We start from the raw sequence: 17321 nt of genomic DNA, 5'->3' as shown, positions 1-17321 counted from the left end.
TAGGTTAAGAGCCCTATAAACCAACGAAAAGAGCGCCCACCAAGGCGCTCTTTTTTATGTTCATCGAACCACTGTATCTACTATTTTTCAGGCTTCTTATCTCGCCCTAGCATTAATAGACAAGGCGTCAGCACCAAGGTTAGTACCGTTGCAAATGCCAACCCTCCCGCAATCGCCGTAGCGAGTTGCGACCACCATTGGGTACTCGGCGCGCCAAACTCTATTTTTTGGTTAATCAGGTCAATGTTCATCTCTAATACCATCGGCATCAAGCCTAAGATCGTAGTCACGGTCGTCAGCATCACTGGCCTTAAGCGCTGGACACCAGTTCTTAGAATTGCGTCGCGCTTATCTAAGCCTCTTTTGATTAGTTGATTATAGGTATCAATCAGCACGATATTGTTGTTCACTACTATACCTGCCAGTGCAATCACCCCAATACCGGACATCACGATACCAAACGGACGTTGGAAGATAAGCAGACCAACAAACACACCAACCGTAGAGAACAGCACCGCACTCAGAATCAGGAATGCTTGATAGAAACTATTAAACTGAGTAATCAAAATCAACGCCATTACCGCCAGTGCAACCATGAATGCACTTTGTAAGAAGGCAGAAGAGTTTTCTTGCTCTTCATTTTGACCACGGATACGAAATTCTACGCTACTAGGTAGCCCCAATTCACTTAACGCTTGCTCAATCTTTGGCAGTTCGAGGGCAAGGTTATAGCCCTCTTCCATATCCGCCATGATGTTCACTACGCGCTTACCATCGAGGCGTTTAATCGTATCTTGCTTGTGGTCGGGAACAATCTGAGCAAAGTTGGTGATCGGCACCAAGCCAGCAGGTGTTTTGACTCTCAACTGGTCAAAGCGTCCGATATCTCTTTTATCATTAGGGTAACGCACCAAGATATCGACCTCTTCTGATGAGTCATCAGGCAGGTAATCACCAATCTTGAGACCATTGGTAACGAATTGAACGGTATTACCCACCAAGGTCGCATCAGCGGAAAAGCGTGCGGCATCGTCTCGGCGAATATCCACTTTCCAATCAATGCCATCTTTGCTTGCTGTATCACTGATGTTAGTCAGAGCTTGATTACCATCCGCCCAGTTTCTTACAATTTTTGCAGCCTGATTCAGCTGTTCTGGTGTTGTTGCTGACAGCTCAATCACTAAATCATTTTCAACCGGAGGCCCTGCATCTGGAAACTTATATTCAATCTCAACACCAGCGTATTGATCGGTTTGCACCTTTAATTCATCAATAATCGCTTTAACACTACGACGATATTGCCAATCAACAGGAGTAATCGAGATCAAGCCAATCTGGTCGTCCCCCCCCGTGCGTGTGTAAACAGTATCGAACTCATCATGATTAAGCATCATTTGCTCAATATCGCGCATGATGTCATCTTTTTCTTGAATAGAAAGATCACCATGTGAGCGAACTTTGACATTAAAGAATGGTGGATCAACCTCAGGGAAGAACTCTGCACCTAGGCCCGCTTTGGAGTAAGTCAAACCAACTGCAACCGCGAGCAATATCGCACTGAACAGAATCTTAAAGGGATGCTTAATCGCAATCGAAAGCGTGTGGTAATACGCCTTGGTTAAGCCCGTTGCTTGTGAAAAATCACCATTATGCAGTGCCACCATTCGAGCTTGGCTCTTGGGCGATACGTATTGAGGTTTGCCAATCAAGCCACCTAATACCGGTACAAACAACAACGCCATAATCAATGAAGCGGTTAGCGTTGCAATCAGTGTTAGTGGCAGAAACTTCATGAATTCGCCTGTCACATCCGGCCAAAACAGTAACGGAGCAAATGCAGCTAAGGTTGTCGCTGTCGATGCGGTTATCGGCCATGCCATCCGTTTCGCTGCGTCTCGGTAAGCTTCTTTTCTACCTTCACCTTCTTGCATTCGCCTATCGGCAAACTCGGTAACAACAATCGCGCCGTCGACCAACATACCAACGGCCATGATCAAAGAGAACAGAACCACAATGTTGACGGTTAGACCAAACACAGACAACACCAACAATCCCGTGAGGAATGATCCAGGTATTGAAATTCCAACCAATAACGCGGTTCGAACACCAAGAATGGCGATGATAACGATCACCACTAAAATGATGGCGGACAAGATATTGTTTTGAAGATCGTTGAGCATGATCTTCACATCTTTAGATTCATCCCAGGTGTATTTAACCAATAAGTTATTGGGCCATTCCGCTTGTTGTTGAGCACCAGCCATAACCGCTTTAACTAACTCTACGGTTTCGATGATATTTTCACCCGCACGCTTCTTGATATCCAAGACCACCGCAGATTTACCATCTAAACGGGCAAAGCTTTCAGGATCTCGAAACGCTCGACGAACCGTGGCCACATCACCAAAGGTTACAACCTGTTTACCATCCACTTTGATAGGCAACTCAAGTACGTCTTTTAAAGAGTTAAACACCGAAGGAACTTTGACTGAGAAACGTCCGTAGCCAGTGTCAACAAAACCAGCGGCGACCACTCGATTGTTCAGAGCGATCAGGTTATAGATATCCGCTTGATCTAAGCTGTAGCTCTCCATCAACAGCGGATCGACAATGATCTCAACAATGTCATCGCGATCGCCTGCAATATCGACCTCTAGAATTTGGCGATAGCTTTCGATCTTATCCCCAAGCTCTCGAGCAATTTGCACTATGGTGCGCTCAGGAACGGTACCAAACAGAACAACTGACAACACTGGCTGCTCAGACGCGAGCGTCACCTCATTCACGGTCGGCTCATCACTGTCTTCTGGTAATTTTGGTTTGGCTAAATCGACAGCATCACGCACATCAGCCATCGCTTTGGTGAGATCAACGCCAACATTAAACTCCAACACAACTGAGGCGTGGCCTTCTGCTGCGGTTGCGGTCATCTCTTTTACGCCTTCAATCGACCTCAGCTCTTGTTCTATCGGTCTAACCAATAAGCGTTCTGCATCGGTTGGCGAAATACCTTGGTGCCCAACAGAAACGTAGATAATCGGGATGGTAATGTCGGGGCTCGATTCTTTGGGGATCGTGATATAGGTAACGACACCTGCGACCAATATGAGTGCCAAAAGAGAGAGCATTGTTCGAGCGCGAGACAAGGCTGCATCAATAATTGAATACATCGGTTATCTCCTACTCTGCAGTTACGTTAGAGAGTTCAACACCTTGCTCAACAGCAATCACCGAGTCACCATCACGAACAAAACCTTGCCCCACAGTGATGATATCGACACGCTGACCTAACCCTGTGAGCCAAACTCCATCTTGTTCTGCCTTTACTAGCTGAATACCTATAAATTTCACGGTTGGTGAGTCATCGGCTGAAACCAAAGTTTTGACCCCAAGATTACCGGCCTCATCCAGTGCCAGCATCGCAGGTGTTATCTTGATAGCATCACTTGTTTCTAGGTTGAGTGTTACTTCAGCACTGACACCGGCAGGTAACAGGCCATCGGAATTATCGATTTCAATCTCTATTGGGAAGGTATTAGTAGAAGCAGAAGAGATTCGAGAAACATAGCGCAGACGACCTTCCGCTTCTTCTCGCCCTAACAGACGAACCAAAGCAGATTGATTGACTAACAAATGCTGGATATGACGTTCACTGACATCGGCTTCGATGACCAGAGGGTCAAGATCAATCACACCCGCAACCGGATCGCCGACGCCTACGAAATCGCCAAGCTCAACCATCAAGTCTTGAACCACACCGGAGAAAGGCGATGTGATGACTGTATTTTTTAGAGCCAGTTCAGCATTACGCTTCATAGCCTTCGCTTCAGTTAACGAAGCCTCAGCTGTGGTGTAGGCTATCTCGCCTTGCAGCCCTCTTTTTTTCAGCGACTGCGCCGCTTTGAATTCCTTCTGCTTCAAGCGATATAAAGCAGAAGCTCGCTCTAGCTGAATCTCTAAGTCACCTTTATCTATCTGAGCAATGGCTTGCCCTACTTTAACCGTATCGCCTTTCACAACGTTCAACCTAACAATCTTGCCCGCGACTTCCGCTCCCAATCGAGCATGCCTATCGGGTGCTGTGCGACCATAAAGATCTATGGTTTTAAAGGTGGGGGATGAAGTGAATGTTTGAAAGGAAACCTTAGCCAACGGAATTTCTGTCGCTTTTTTTTCTGGCGACTCTTCCGCTTGCCCCACTCCTAAACCAAGCCAAATCGACAACAGTACAACTAGAACCAGAGAAACCAACCACGGCTGCTTCAGTTTCTGAAAAAATGGAGAGTTAGAAAATAGAGTGGGCATAGCAAATCCTTTTGTCCGATGTGATTAAGGCGCGCTAATTAGCTTAACACCGTCATATGCAACATCCTGATGCACAGAGGTAACTTTAACAGACCCACAGCCAACGAAGTTGGACGCTATCGACAGTTTAAAAAATATGGCGTTTACTATAAAGCAAATGAATAAAGTGGAGCTTAAGCATAACCACCCAAAATAACCTTGGCGTACATGCCTAGAATAAGTCGACTTACTGTCTGTTTTGTATGGTGTATTTTTTACAAACAAAAACACCGAGCATTGGCTCGGCGTTTAAAATATTTCTAATGTAGCTTTCCGTTCAAGCTACCTTTCGTGCACGCTAAACGCTAAATGATGCGCCACAACCACATGTTGTTGTCGCGTTCGGGTTGTTCACAAAGAAACGTGCGCCTTCTAGGCCTTCAGTGTAATCAACCATGCCGCCCATTAAGTACTGTAGGCTCATTGGGTCAACAACCAGCGTCACACCGCTATTTACAATGGTAGTGTCGCCATCATTTACTTTTTCATCAAATGTGAAGCCGTACTGGAAGCCACTACAACCGCCGCCTGTAATGTATACACGCAGTTTTAGCTCTGGGTTTTCTTCTTCAGCAATTAGCGTTTGTACGCGGGTAGCTGCTGCATCAGAAAAGGACAATGGGATATTTACTTCGCTCACGACAACCTCTCTTACCTGTGTCAAAAACAACATGATACAAATCTAAATCGAGACCATAGTTGTTGAGTATTTTCTTATATTCTGGTGATTATCTAATACCTGACTGAAACGTTCAAGTATTCACCACAGGATCGTTCCTTTTACTGCTGTAAACTCGCTAATATCTGACAATTAAAACGCGTAACCACACAAAACAACCAGATTCGGGTGATTATATCAGCGAAGGCATTCCTAGTTGGATTCCGGATAGGTACAATGCGTGCCAATTGGTCCGACAGTCAAAAGAGGATATATCAATGACCAAATCAGCAGAGCTGTACGAAAAAGCACAGCAAACTATTCCTGGTGGCGTAAACTCTCCAGTTCGTGCATTCAATGGCGTAGGTGGTTCTCCTATCTTCGTTGAACGCGCTGATGGCCCACTTATTTTTGATGCTGATGGTAAAGCATATATCGATTACGTTGGCTCTTGGGGTCCAATGATCCTTGGTCACAACCACGTTGTTATTCGTGACGCTGTTATTGCAGCAGCTCAACGCGGCCTTAGCTTTGGTGCTCCAACCGAAACTGAAATCAAGATGGCTGAACTTGTATCTGAGATGGTTCCATCAATGGAACAGCTGCGTATGGTGAGCTCAGGTACAGAAGCAACAATGAGTGCGATTCGTCTCGCTCGTGGCTTTACTGGTCGTGACAAAATCCTTAAGTTTGAAGGTTGTTACCACGGTCACGCAGACAGCCTACTTGTAAAAGCAGGTTCTGGCGCACTGACTTTAGGTCAACCAAGCTCTCCAGGCGTACCGGCTGATTTTGCGAAACTAACGCTAACTGCAACTTTCAATAATCTAGATTCAGTACGTGAAATCTTCGCAGCAAACAAAGGTGAGATCGCGTGTATCATCGTTGAGCCTGTCGCGGGCAACATGAACTGTATCCCACCAGTAGAAGGCTTCCACGAAGGTCTACGTGAGATCTGTGATCAAGAAGGTGCATTGCTAATCTTTGATGAAGTAATGACAGGTTTCCGCGTTGCTGAAGGTTGTGCTCAGGCTTACTACAACATCAAGCCAGACTTAACGTGTCTTGGTAAAGTGATTGGCGGCGGCATGCCAGTGGGTGCTTTTGGTGGTCGTAAAGACGTGATGCAATACATCGCACCAACGGGGCCTGTTTACCAAGCAGGTACGCTTTCAGGTAACCCTGTTGCAATGGCTGCTGGCTACGCATGTTTGAATCTTCTAAGAGAAGAAGGCAACGAAAAGCGTCTAGCGTCTAAAACTAAGCAGTTGGCAAATGGCTTCAAGCAACTTGCTGACAAGCACGGCATCCCTATGCTAGTTCACCAAGTTGGCGGTATGTTTGGTTTCTTCTTCACAGACCAAGAAACGGTAACGTGCTACGAAGATGTAACTAAGTGTGATGTAGAACGCTTCAAGCGCTTCTTCCATCTAATGTTAGATCACGGTGTTTACCTTGCACCTTCAGCATTCGAAGCAAGCTTTACTTCTCTTGCTCATGGTTCAAAAGAACTGGATGCAACACTAGAAGCTGCTGACCGCTCTCTTGCGATCATTGCTGCTGAAAGCAAATAATCGAAAGCACTTTATAAGTCGCTAACCGATTGAATTTAGGGCTGCATTAGATGCAGCCCTTTTTAATACATCACGCTCGTTAACCACAAATATGACAGATTATTTACCCTTCGATTAAGGCTAAAACTGAACTAAAAACGTCTAACGTTCCCAGAAAAGAAAAACCAACAACATCAGCGTACCTAGGAACATTCTGAACCAAGGGATCTCTTTTTTTATTTGCTGTTCTTCGTCTTGGCATTTCTTATCTTTATTACAGCATCCCATTATCAAAACTCCTCATTGCTAACTCTCTGTTTTGCAGCCATTATAAACTCAGAACGCAAATATAGAGACCATTAACGTGTCAGAAAAACTCAAAATCAATACCAGCCACTGGGTGATCATCATTGCCCTGCTTGCGGCGGCTTATGCTTGTTACTTGCTTATCGAGCCTTATGTAAATTCCATAGTAATGGCATTCATCATCTCGTTGCTGATGTTTCCAATTCACGAATGGCTTGAAAAGAAGATACCGAATAAAGAGAACGTAGTCTCTCTACTTTCTTGTGTGATCCTGACTTTCATTATTGTTATCCCTTTATTGGCAGTATTTGCAGCAATTGTTCAGCAAGGCTCTCTGTTCTCTCAGAACACGTACCAATGGGTGACACACGGTGGTATTCAGACTCTGTTTGCACACCCACTTGTGGTCAAAGCGCTGTCGTTTGTGAATAACTACCTGCCTTTCGACAACATTGAGCCCCAAGCCATCGCACAGAAAGTCGGAGAATTCGCGACAAGTTTTGGTTCTAAACTGGTTGGTATCAGTGCGAAAATCCTTGGGGATGCGACCAACTTCTTAATGGATTTCTTCTTGATGCTGTTTGTTCTGTTCTTCTTATTAAGAGATCACGACAAAATCATCAGTGTGGTTCGTCATATTCTTCCGCTATCTCGTAGCCAAGAAGACAAGCTCCTCACTGAGATTGAGCAAGTTTCTAAGTCTGCCGTTATGGGCTCATTCTTAACCGCAATAGCGCAAGGTTTTGCGGGTGGTTTAGGTATGTGGATTGCTGGTTTCCCTGGGTTGTTCTGGGGCACTATGATGGGCTTTGCCTCTTTCATCCCAGTTGTCGGTACTGCTCTAATCTGGATCCCAGCCGCAACCTACTTATTCCTAACCGGCGATACCACGTGGGCAATTTTCCTAACGGTTTACTGTGTCGCGATTGTTGGCTCAATTGACAACCTGTTGCGACCACTGTTGATGCAAGGCAGTGCAGGCATGAATACCCTAATGATCTTCTTCTCACTGTTGGGTGGTATTCAACTTTTTGGCCTAATTGGTCTTATCTACGGCCCACTGATCTTTGCTATTACTATCGTTCTTTTCAATATTTACGATGAAGAGTTTAAAGACTTTTTAAACCAGCAAGACAAGAGTTGATCAACTGTTCAGCAACTTGGTTGCCGAACCCGTATTAAACACTTCAAGCTTTGGGCGGATTATGCGAAAATCCGCCCTCATTTTTTGCTAACGATTCAATAGAGTGTCCTATGTCAGCTTATATTGCCCCAAGCCAAATTGCTCAACGTCAACTCGCCTACTTTGAAGGCAAACATGTTTTAGTTGCAGGTGAGGCAGAAGACTTATTCCCTGTTGAATTAGCGAAACATTGTGAATCAGTCACCGTGTTTACTTCTAATTACAGCTACTACCGTCAATTAGAAGGCTGCAGCACCATCCAACGTTTTTATGGTGCGGAGTTTACCGAAGAGACCAAGGCCGATTTAGTGATGCTGTACTGGCCAAAGGCCAAAGCGGAAGCGGAATTTCTGTTGGCGATGTTATTTGCCAAGTTAGGTAAAGATACCGAAATTGTCGTAGTTGGCGAAAATCGTTCTGGTGTTAAAAGTATCGAGAAGATGTTCACTCCTTACGGCAAAGTCGTGAAATACGATTCAGCGCGTCGTTGTTCTTTCTACTGGGGTCAATGCTTCGAGCAACCACCAGCCTTCAACCTGCAAGAGTGGTTTAAAACCTACACGGTTAACATTGGTGAGCAATCACTAACCGTGAAAAGTCTTCCAGGCGTCTTCAGTCATGGTCAATTTGATGTTGGTAGCCAACTATTACTTGATACCCTGCCAAAACTGAAAGGTAAAGTACTGGATTTCGGTTGTGGTGCAGGCGTATTGGGCGCGGTAATGGCATCTCGTCACCCTGATATCGAACTGGAAATGTGCGACATCAGTGCATTTGCCGTGGCGTCTAGCCAAGCAACGCTAGAAGCGAATGGTTTAACAGGTAATGTCTTCGCCTCAGATGTCTACTCTGACACATCAAAAGATTACCAATTCATCATCAGTAACCCACCATTCCATTCTGGTTTGGATACAAGCTACAGTGCGACTGAAACCTTACTTGCTCAGGCTCCTAACCACATGAAGCGTTCTGGTGAGATGATTATTGTTGCGAACAGTTTTTTAAAATACATTCCAATTATTGAGCAAGCTTTTGGAAAATGCGCGACTCTAAATAAGACCACCAAATTCGCGATCTATCACGCAAGCAAATAGCCTATCTAACACAGCGCAGGGTCAATATCTGCGCTGTCTGTTCATATTTCTATCAAAAGCCCATAAAAATGAGCTTTTGCACACGCTTTAAATACCACTTACTTGTCAAAGTAAAAAAACTCGTTAATTTCGTTAAATTGGAACCCGTTAATTCTATTCTCTGTACTTGTTTTCATCCCTTTCAAGCAGTACATCAAAGGAAAGTAGTACCCAATTTATGTTTAGATTCTATCGTAAGCAGAAGTTTAAGCGCCTTCAAAATACCCTAATGCTGGCATTTCTTGTCCTTAGTATTACCCCAGTAACACTTATCGCGATATTTTTCCTCCAATCGCACAGTCAGGATCTTCAGGAACAAAGTACTTCGCACCTTGTTTCCGTCCGTGATACTAAACAGCAGCAAATTGTCGATTACCTACAAGCTCAAGAATCCCAAGTGATGGGTTTTGTTCGCTCAGAGCTTGCCAATGCCAGTGGCGGACGATTCTATGGTTTGATCAATGCATTCCAACGCCTCGGCTTAGACATTGACGAAGCACGCGCTAATGCGCAGCAGCGCTACATTCAAGGATCGGGCGATCAAATCAAAACATCGATTCTTCCTGAATCCAGCAGCTTTATTGGCAGCGAGCGCTATCGTCTACTTCACAAGCGCTACCACAACTCTTATTTAGAGCTGCTTAAGCGTTCAGATTTTGACGACATTTTATTGGTCGACATTAACGGTAACATCGCTTATTCAGTTTTTAAGCGCGATGACTACGGCACCAACTTGCTGACTGGTAAGTACAAAGATGCAAACCTCGGCAAAACCTTTCAACGCCTGGAAAAGGACGTAAAAGACAAACGCAAATCCAACGAAGACTACACACCGGTTATCGTTTCTGACTTTAAAGACGAAAATGGTAAACAGACCGCATGGTTAGGCGCCCCTATCGTTCAACAAGGCTACCTACACAGTTACGCCATGTTTAGACTGCCCATCAATGGTATTACTAAGCTTATTGCCGATCTCAACAAGAGTTCGAATATTCAAACCTTGCTTGTCGGCGATGATCATCTGCCACGTAGCCTTGCCCATTCACAAGAGTCGATTAATCTGAGTTTAGATGTTGTTGATAAAGCTCTGGCAGGAGAAACGGCCGTTGGCACCTTCGACAACGCTCAGGATCAAGCGATCATCGCTGCATATACTCCAATTGAGCTCAAATATGCGACTTGGGCACTCGTCGTCGAGCTTCCAGAGAAAGAAGCGTTTGCCCGTATTCATCAGTTAGAAAAGATCTTTGTGATCGTGATGTTGACGGCGATTATTCTTGTATTTGTCGCATCTCATTATCTGTCTAACTTCATCACATCACCGTTACTCAAGCTCACATGGGCAGCAGAGAAAGTCTCTGCGGGTGACCTTGATGAAACCATGATTAATACTGAACGAAAAGATGAGATAGGCCGCCTCGCGGTAAGCTTCGAAAGAATGCAACGTTCGATTCGTGAAAAGATGCTGCTCATTAAGAGCCAAAATGATGAGCTTGAGGACAACCTTAAGACCATTCAAAAACAAAATGAAGAGTTGCAACTGGCTAACAAACTTAAAGATGAATTCTTAGCAACAACATCACACGAATTGAGAACGCCATTACATGGCATGGTAGGTATCGCTGAAGCGCTAATCTCTGGCGCAAACGGTCCTATTCCTGCCAACCAGAAGTACCAGTTGGATATCATCATCAATAGTGGCCAGAGATTGGCAACACTGGTCGATGATCTACTTGATTACCACAAAATGCGCTACGGCAGTTTAGACATAAATAAATCTGCTGTTGATTTATCTGCTGCTACCAGCTTGGTACTAGAATTGTCTCATCATCTGTTGGGCAATAAGCCAATCCGAATTATTAACCAAGTACCCAGTGACTTAGGGTTGGTTTCGTCCGATCCTCAACGATTAGAACAAGTGATGTATAACTTGGTCGGCAATGCCATCAAGTACACATCAGAAGGTAAAATTGTTATCTCAGCAAGCGTTATCGACGACAACATTCGTGTACAAGTTGTTGATACAGGCCAAGGCATACCTGCTGAATACTTAGAACACATCTTTGAGCCACTGATTCAAGCAGGACAAGACTCAAGTAACTATCGCCAAGGTGCAGGGCTTGGGTTGTCGATAAGTCGTCAACTGATTGAACTGATGGGCGGTTCACTGTACGTAAGTAGCCAACCGATGCTTGGCACGACGTTCAGCTTTACCCTGCCTTTAGCCACCCAAGAAGAATTGGATAACTACAGTGATTCAGGAAGCTATTCGCACTTCCAAGCGCCAGATTTAATTGATAACAGCCAACAAGAAAATAGTGTTATCAGTGAAGATCCAGACGGTCCGTTACTGGTTATCGCCGACGATGAACCAGTAAACTTACGCGTGCTAGACAGTTTCTTGAAATTGGAAGGTTATCGAGTGCGCACCGCATGTGACGGCCCAGAAACCATTGAACTGATTGAGAAAGAGAAGCCAGAGTTACTTCTGCTCGATATTATGATGCCAGGTATGAGTGGCTATCAGGTGTGTGAAGCACTGCGTAAGCAATACGATCATGCACAGTTGCCAATCATCATGCTCACAGCTCTTAATCAAGCAGAAGACCGTGTTCGTGGCTTTGAAGCTGGTGCCAACGATTACTTGTCTAAACCGTTCAACAAACAAGAGCTGGCGGCGCGAATTACGGCTCACTTATCAGCAAGTAAAGCTGAGCAAAGACGTCTTGAGAATGCTCAATTGCAACTGGAGCTTAAACACAGAGCCATGGTTGAAGCGAACCTGCTAGAAACTCAAGGGCGCTTGCTAGAGCAGCTAGAATCAGCCCCTGAGGCCATCATCTGTATTCGTGATGACCAACGAATTCGATTTGCCAACGAAGCTGCAGCAAAACTATTTAGGCGCGGGCAAGAGCAGCTTAAACGCTCTATGGCCGATGAGATCATTGCGCCTAAATACCTTAAGGTGGAACAAGCTCACTACTGTGGTGATATTGATATCTATATAGACGACACTCGTCAGCGCATACCAAGTGATATCCTTAAGCTACCTGAAGGCTCAGGGCTCGACACCATGTATATCTTTAATGTTGGTGGTGGGGTTAACTCAAACCGAGTCAATAACCTTGAAACGGCGGTTGAGGCACTTTCAAGCTACGCCTTTGAGGGTGACAAAGATAAACTTCAACAACTGAAAGAGCTTGGCGGTGAATTTACTCGCCTTGCAGATAAAGCAACCGGTGAAGGTAAAAACAAACAAGAGCTGATGCGTGAAGTGCTGGTCGATGTCATGACTAATGCCATCATCTATTGGGAGTCTGTTACAGGGGAAACCAAGTTTGCCTTCGCAGAGAAGAGTGGCTTGTGGCGCGTCTACCTAGACCGCAGTACCCTTCAAACTAGAACGCTAGACAAATATCTACGTGTAGAAACTCTACCGAAAACGCCTCGCTGGCGAACGGTACTGAGCTCTATCGAGTTTATACTTGAGCACTGTAAAGAACAGACACCTGAAAGAACTCATATTGAGACACTAAGAGATAAGCTACAAAAACTACTGACCAGTTAGCTCTGATGTAAGCTCAAGCTACTGTAAATAATGAAGCCCACCCAGCGTGGGCTTTTTTGTGAATATCGTACGCGACCAAAGGACAATGACGTCGATTCAAATACACTTCTTTTACGGCATCAAACAAGTAAAATGACACGTTACTCAATCTTAAACAATCACCAGTTCAGTTACTATTTTGAGCCTTATTCTTGGCTGAATTTCACATTCCTCCGGCTCTTTGTTGCAGTTTGAGAAGCGAGTCACAACAGAACGGCAGATTTAATTTTCTAGAAAAATTTAACGTAAAATAGGTAAGTGACCGAGATCTACAATTACACCACAGCAAGATAAGCATCGATAATTAAAAGCCGAAAAGGTTAGTGACCACTTACAAAAAGCTACCACCACAAAACCAAATGCGAGTCACATCACCTTAACAATTGCGCACAAAAAACCACCAAAGCAAGCCATTTTGACGTTAATGACGTGGCGCTGTGTGTTTTTAACGTTTTTGACGGGAAACGAGTTTGATTAATTCATCGATAAGGTGTTTTCTTACTCCTGCCAAAGGCCTACAGGCCACTCTTACCACTTCTCAGAATCAAAGATGAGTCTGGAGCAACGAAGAAGAGGTAGGCCTTTAACTAGAGTGTGTATCTACTAACTAATTAGCGACAGATAACATTCAATCCATTAGTGAAATGAAAGCAAATAGTAAGGAACAGCTATGCTTGCCAATATAAAAAAAACAGCAATAGCAACAGCAATTATTGCAACTGCTACAACAGGTTTTGCATCAGTAGCAACAGCTGCAGAGCGCAGCGAACTGACCGTTCACCCGAAAGAGTACACTACATTCGTACGTAACTTTAACCCGTACCTTGGTGCTACTAACCTACATACTACAACTGACTTCATGTACGAGCCTTTAGTAGTATTTAACGAAATGCACGGTAACACTCCGGTGTTCCGTCTAGCTGAAAACTTCAAAATGTCAGATGATCTGATGAGCGTTGTTTTCGACATTCGTAAGGGTGTTAAATGGTCTGATGGAGAAACTTTCTCTGCTGATGATGTTGTTTTTTCTTTCAACCTTGTAAAAGAGAAGCCAGAGCTTGACCAATCTGGTATCAACTCTTGGGTAACTTCTGTAGAAAAACTGAACGACAACCAAGTTAAGTTCACACTAACAGAAGCAAACTCAAACGTACCTTACGAGATTGCTAAAGTACCTGTAGTACCTAAGCACATCTGGAAAGACGTTAAAGATCCATCAACGTTTACCAATGAGAACCCGGTAGGTTCTGGTCCATTTACAGAAATCGATACGTTTACAGCGCAACTGTACATCCAGTGTGCAAACCCGAACTACTGGGATGCAGACAACCTAGATGTTGACTGTCTACGTGTTCCACAAATTGCGAACAACGACCAGTTCTTAGGTAAAGTTGTAAACAGTGAAATGGACTGGACGTCTTCTTTCGTTCCAGATATCGATCGTACATACGCTGCAGCAAGCCCTAAACACCACTATTGGTACCCGCCAGCAGGTACACAAGCATTCATCGTTAACTTCAAACACCCTGATGCTGCGAAGCATGAAGCATTGAGCAACGTTGAATTCCGTCGTGCTTTCTCTATGGCTCTTGACCGCCAAACTATCATCGACATCGCATTCTACGGTGGCGGTACTGTGAACGATTTCGCATCAGGTCTTGGCTACGCGTTTGAAGCTTGGTCTGATGAAAAAACTCACGACAAATACAAAGGCTTCAACACTTACAACGCTGAAGGCGCGAAGAAGCTTCTTGCTGACGCTGGCTTCAAAGATGTAAACAAAGATGGTTTTGTTGACACTCCATCAGGCAAATCTTTCGAACTAATGATTCAATCGCCAAACGGCTGGACTGACTTCAACAACACAGTTCAACTTGCGGTAGAGCAACTAAACGAAATCGGTATTAAAGCGAAAGCTCGTACACCTGACTTCTCTGTTTACAATCAAGCAATGCTTGAAGGTACATACGACGTAGCATACACAAACTACTTCCACGGTGCGGATCCATACACGTACTGGAACAGTGCTTACAACTCATCACTACAATCTGGTGATGGTATGCCTCGTTTCGCTATGCACTTCTACAAAAATGACAAGCTAGATGGTCTTCTAAACAGCTTCTACAAAACAGCTGACAAGAACGAACAGCTAGATATTGCACATGGTATCCAGCAAATTATCGCTGCAGACCAAGTAACTATCCCTGTGATGTCTGGTGCTTACATGTACCAATACAACACAACTCGATTCACTGGTTGGTGGAACGAAGAAAATCCAAAAGGCCGTCCAAACATTTGGGCTGGTATTCCAGAGCGTCTACTTCATGTACTGGACCTAAAACCAGTTAAATAAGTAATCGTTCAATCTTTGCGGCGTAACTTCTTACGCCGCTTATAAAAATCCCCACACTATCAATTGAAAGTATGGCGCTAGTCGTCAGGGGATTTTTCGTTCCAAATTTCGCTAGGAGCGACCTGAATCCAGAAACAGGGAAACAATCTGGGTGAGTAAGGTGTGAGTTATGGGTTATTTTTTAAGACGTTTGTCATTTTATTTTGTCGCGCTATTAGTTGCAGCGACGTTAAACTTTATTATTCCAAGAGCAATGCCTGGTGACCCAGTTACCATGATGTTTGCGAACGCTTCTGTTCAAGTTACTCCTGAGCGTATTGCGGCAATGAAAGAACTATTAGGCTTCGTTGATGGCGGCTTACTGGTTCAATACGGCGCATACATGAAGAACATTCTAAGCTGGGAGCTTGGTACATCAATTCAATTCTACCCACTTTCAGTAAATACACTGTTAGGTGGCGCATTCGGTTGGTCGCTATTCTTAGCAGGCACTGCCGTTATTCTTTCTTTCTCTATTGGTTCAATCCTAGGTATTTTTGCAGCGTGGAAACGTGGCAGCAAATACGATGCTTTTGTTACTCCAGGGATGCTTATTCTACAAGCCGTTCCTCAAGTTGTTATTGCCATGATTGCGCTGTTTACCTTCGCAATCGGCTTGAAATGGTTCCCAACAGGTTACGCCTATACCGCAGGTACGATTCCAGATTGGACAAGCTGGGCATTCATTAAAGATGTCGCTTACCACGCCTTCTTACCTTTGCTATGTGCATCTATTGTTCAAATTGGTGGCTTCCTAGTAAACATGCGTAACAACATGATCAACCTGCTAGCTGAAGATTACATCACCATGGCGAAAGGCAAAGGCCTGAGCGAAAACCGAGTGGTATTCAATTACGCAGCTCGTAACGCGATGCTACCAAGTGTGACAGCACTTTCTATGTCGTTAGGTATGGCAATCGGTGGTCAGTTAATTATCGAAATCATCTTTAACTACCCAGGTCTTGGCAGCGTACTTTTCAACGCAATTAACGCTCGTGATTACCAAGTACTGCAAGGCCAACTGCTTATCATGACGCTATTCATGCTGTTCTTTAACCTAGTTGCAGACATGCTTTACGTTGTTCTTGACCCTCGTCTTCGTAAGGGTGGTAAATAATCATGAAAGATATTCTAAAACTCATTTGGCGTAACCCGATGGCCTTAACCGGCGTCATCATCCTAAGTATTTTTATTCTTGGTGCTATTGCGGCTCCATTGATCACAAAACATGTGCCAGACAAACGTACAGGTAATCCACACGAATACCCTGGCTTCGTGGTTAAGTCTGCACAAACTAACCCGGATGGCTGGGTTGCTCAAAACCTAGCAGACGATCGTCGTACGTTGATAATGTCTAAGAAGGCAGACCACGTACTGGGCACAACTCGTATGGGTCGTGACGTTTGGTCACAAGTGGTATACGGCGCACGCGTATCTCTTGCTGTAGGTTTTGGTGCGGGTCTTACCGTATGTTTACTAGCAACGGTTATCGGTGTTTCCGCTGGCTACTTTGGCGGCCGTGTCGATGATGTTCTGACAGCCGCAATGAACATCATGCTGGTTATTCCTCAATACCCATTACTGTTCGTAGTTGCAGCCTTTATCGGTGAGGCAGGGCCACTCACCATAACCTTGGTTATCGGCTTTATGTCTTGGGCTTGGGGCGCGCGTGTTGTTCGTTCCCAGACCTTAGCACTGCGTGAAAAAGAGTTTGTAAAAGCCGCTGAAGTTCTGGGTGAATCTTCATTCCGTATTATCTTCGTAGAGATTCTTCCAAACCTTATCTCTATCGTTGGCGCGAGCTTCATCGGTTCGGTGATGTACGCAATCATGATGGAAGCAACGATTTCGTTCCTAGGTCTTGGTGACCCGAACACAATCAGCTGGGGCATCATGCTTTACAACGTTCAAACCTCTTCATCAATGCTGATTGGCGCTTGGTGGGAACTGTTGGCTCCTTGTATCGCATTGACACTACTTGTAACTGGTCTTGCTCTACTTAACTTCGCTGTCGATGAAATTGCCAACCCGCAACTGCGTTCTCACAAAGGCATGAAGCGTTGGAAGAAATTAGCAGCACAAGACAAAGAAGAACGTGAACCTGAACTACCACCACAAAATGCACTTTGGAGCGGAGATAAATAA

General features: G+C 44.6%; 11 protein-coding genes. 7 read left to right on the top strand and 4 right to left on the bottom strand.

What is annotated here, in order from left to right; genetic code table 11:
• Positions 1 to 80: 80 nt before the first annotated feature.
• The 3 genes from AB6D07_RS03815 to erpA form a co-directional block, all read right to left on the bottom strand.
• The gene (locus AB6D07_RS03815; protein ID WP_017103862.1) at positions 81 to 3170 is read right to left on the bottom strand and encodes an efflux RND transporter permease subunit; all 3090 of its coding nucleotides are present in this window, start codon (positions 3168 to 3170) and stop codon (positions 81 to 83) included.
• Positions 3171 to 3180: 10 nt separating this feature from the next.
• Positions 3181 to 4305, bottom strand: coding sequence for an efflux RND transporter periplasmic adaptor subunit (locus AB6D07_RS03810; RefSeq protein WP_017103861.1), 1125 nt, complete (start codon positions 4303 to 4305; stop codon positions 3181 to 3183).
• A gap of 337 nt (positions 4306 to 4642) precedes the next feature.
• Positions 4643 to 4984: an iron-sulfur cluster insertion protein ErpA gene (erpA, locus tag AB6D07_RS03805; protein WP_004734539.1), complete on the bottom strand. Its 342-nt coding sequence runs from the start codon at positions 4982 to 4984 to the stop codon at positions 4643 to 4645.
• Positions 4985 to 5280: 296 nt separating this feature from the next.
• On the opposite strand from erpA, the gene hemL reads away from it, so the two are divergent.
• Positions 5281 to 6576, top strand: a complete 1296-nt coding sequence (gene hemL, locus AB6D07_RS03800) for a glutamate-1-semialdehyde 2,1-aminomutase (protein WP_012604713.1) — start codon at positions 5281 to 5283, stop codon at positions 6574 to 6576.
• A gap of 141 nt (positions 6577 to 6717) precedes the next feature.
• Here the strand turns inward: hemL and AB6D07_RS03795 are convergent, their stop codons facing one another.
• Positions 6718 to 6843, bottom strand: a complete 126-nt coding sequence (locus AB6D07_RS03795; RefSeq protein ID WP_009847557.1) for a hypothetical protein — start codon at positions 6841 to 6843, stop codon at positions 6718 to 6720.
• Between the two features lie 76 nt (positions 6844 to 6919).
• On the opposite strand from AB6D07_RS03795, the gene AB6D07_RS03790 reads away from it, so the two are divergent.
• From AB6D07_RS03790 to AB6D07_RS03765, 6 genes are all read left to right on the top strand, one after another.
• Positions 6920 to 8005, top strand: a complete 1086-nt coding sequence (locus AB6D07_RS03790; protein ID WP_009847558.1) for an AI-2E family transporter — start codon at positions 6920 to 6922, stop codon at positions 8003 to 8005.
• Between the two features lie 110 nt (positions 8006 to 8115).
• On the top strand, positions 8116 to 9138 hold the full coding sequence (gene rsmC / locus AB6D07_RS03785) for a 16S rRNA (guanine(1207)-N(2))-methyltransferase RsmC (protein WP_017103860.1): 1023 nt from the start codon (positions 8116 to 8118) through the stop codon (positions 9136 to 9138).
• A gap of 217 nt (positions 9139 to 9355) precedes the next feature.
• Positions 9356 to 12745, top strand: coding sequence for a response regulator (locus AB6D07_RS03780; protein WP_017103859.1), 3390 nt, complete (start codon positions 9356 to 9358; stop codon positions 12743 to 12745).
• A gap of 709 nt (positions 12746 to 13454) precedes the next feature.
• Positions 13455 to 15137 (top strand): ABC transporter substrate-binding protein, encoded by a 1683-nt coding sequence (locus AB6D07_RS03775; RefSeq protein WP_009847561.1) that lies wholly within the window; start codon positions 13455 to 13457, stop codon positions 15135 to 15137.
• 169 nt (positions 15138 to 15306) lie between these two features.
• Positions 15307 to 16293, top strand: coding sequence for an ABC transporter permease (locus AB6D07_RS03770; protein ID WP_009847562.1), 987 nt, complete (start codon positions 15307 to 15309; stop codon positions 16291 to 16293).
• Between the two features lie 2 nt (positions 16294 to 16295).
• Complete coding sequence (locus tag AB6D07_RS03765; RefSeq protein ID WP_009847563.1) at positions 16296 to 17321, top strand: ABC transporter permease; 1026 nt, start codon at positions 16296 to 16298, stop codon at positions 17319 to 17321.

Origin of the sequence: Vibrio sp. 10N.239.312.C11 (assembly GCF_041466065.1) — a bacterium.
Lineage (GTDB): Bacteria > Pseudomonadota > Gammaproteobacteria > Enterobacterales > Vibrionaceae > Vibrio > Vibrio tasmaniensis_A.
This window is presented reverse-complemented; position numbering and strand designations above follow the sequence as displayed.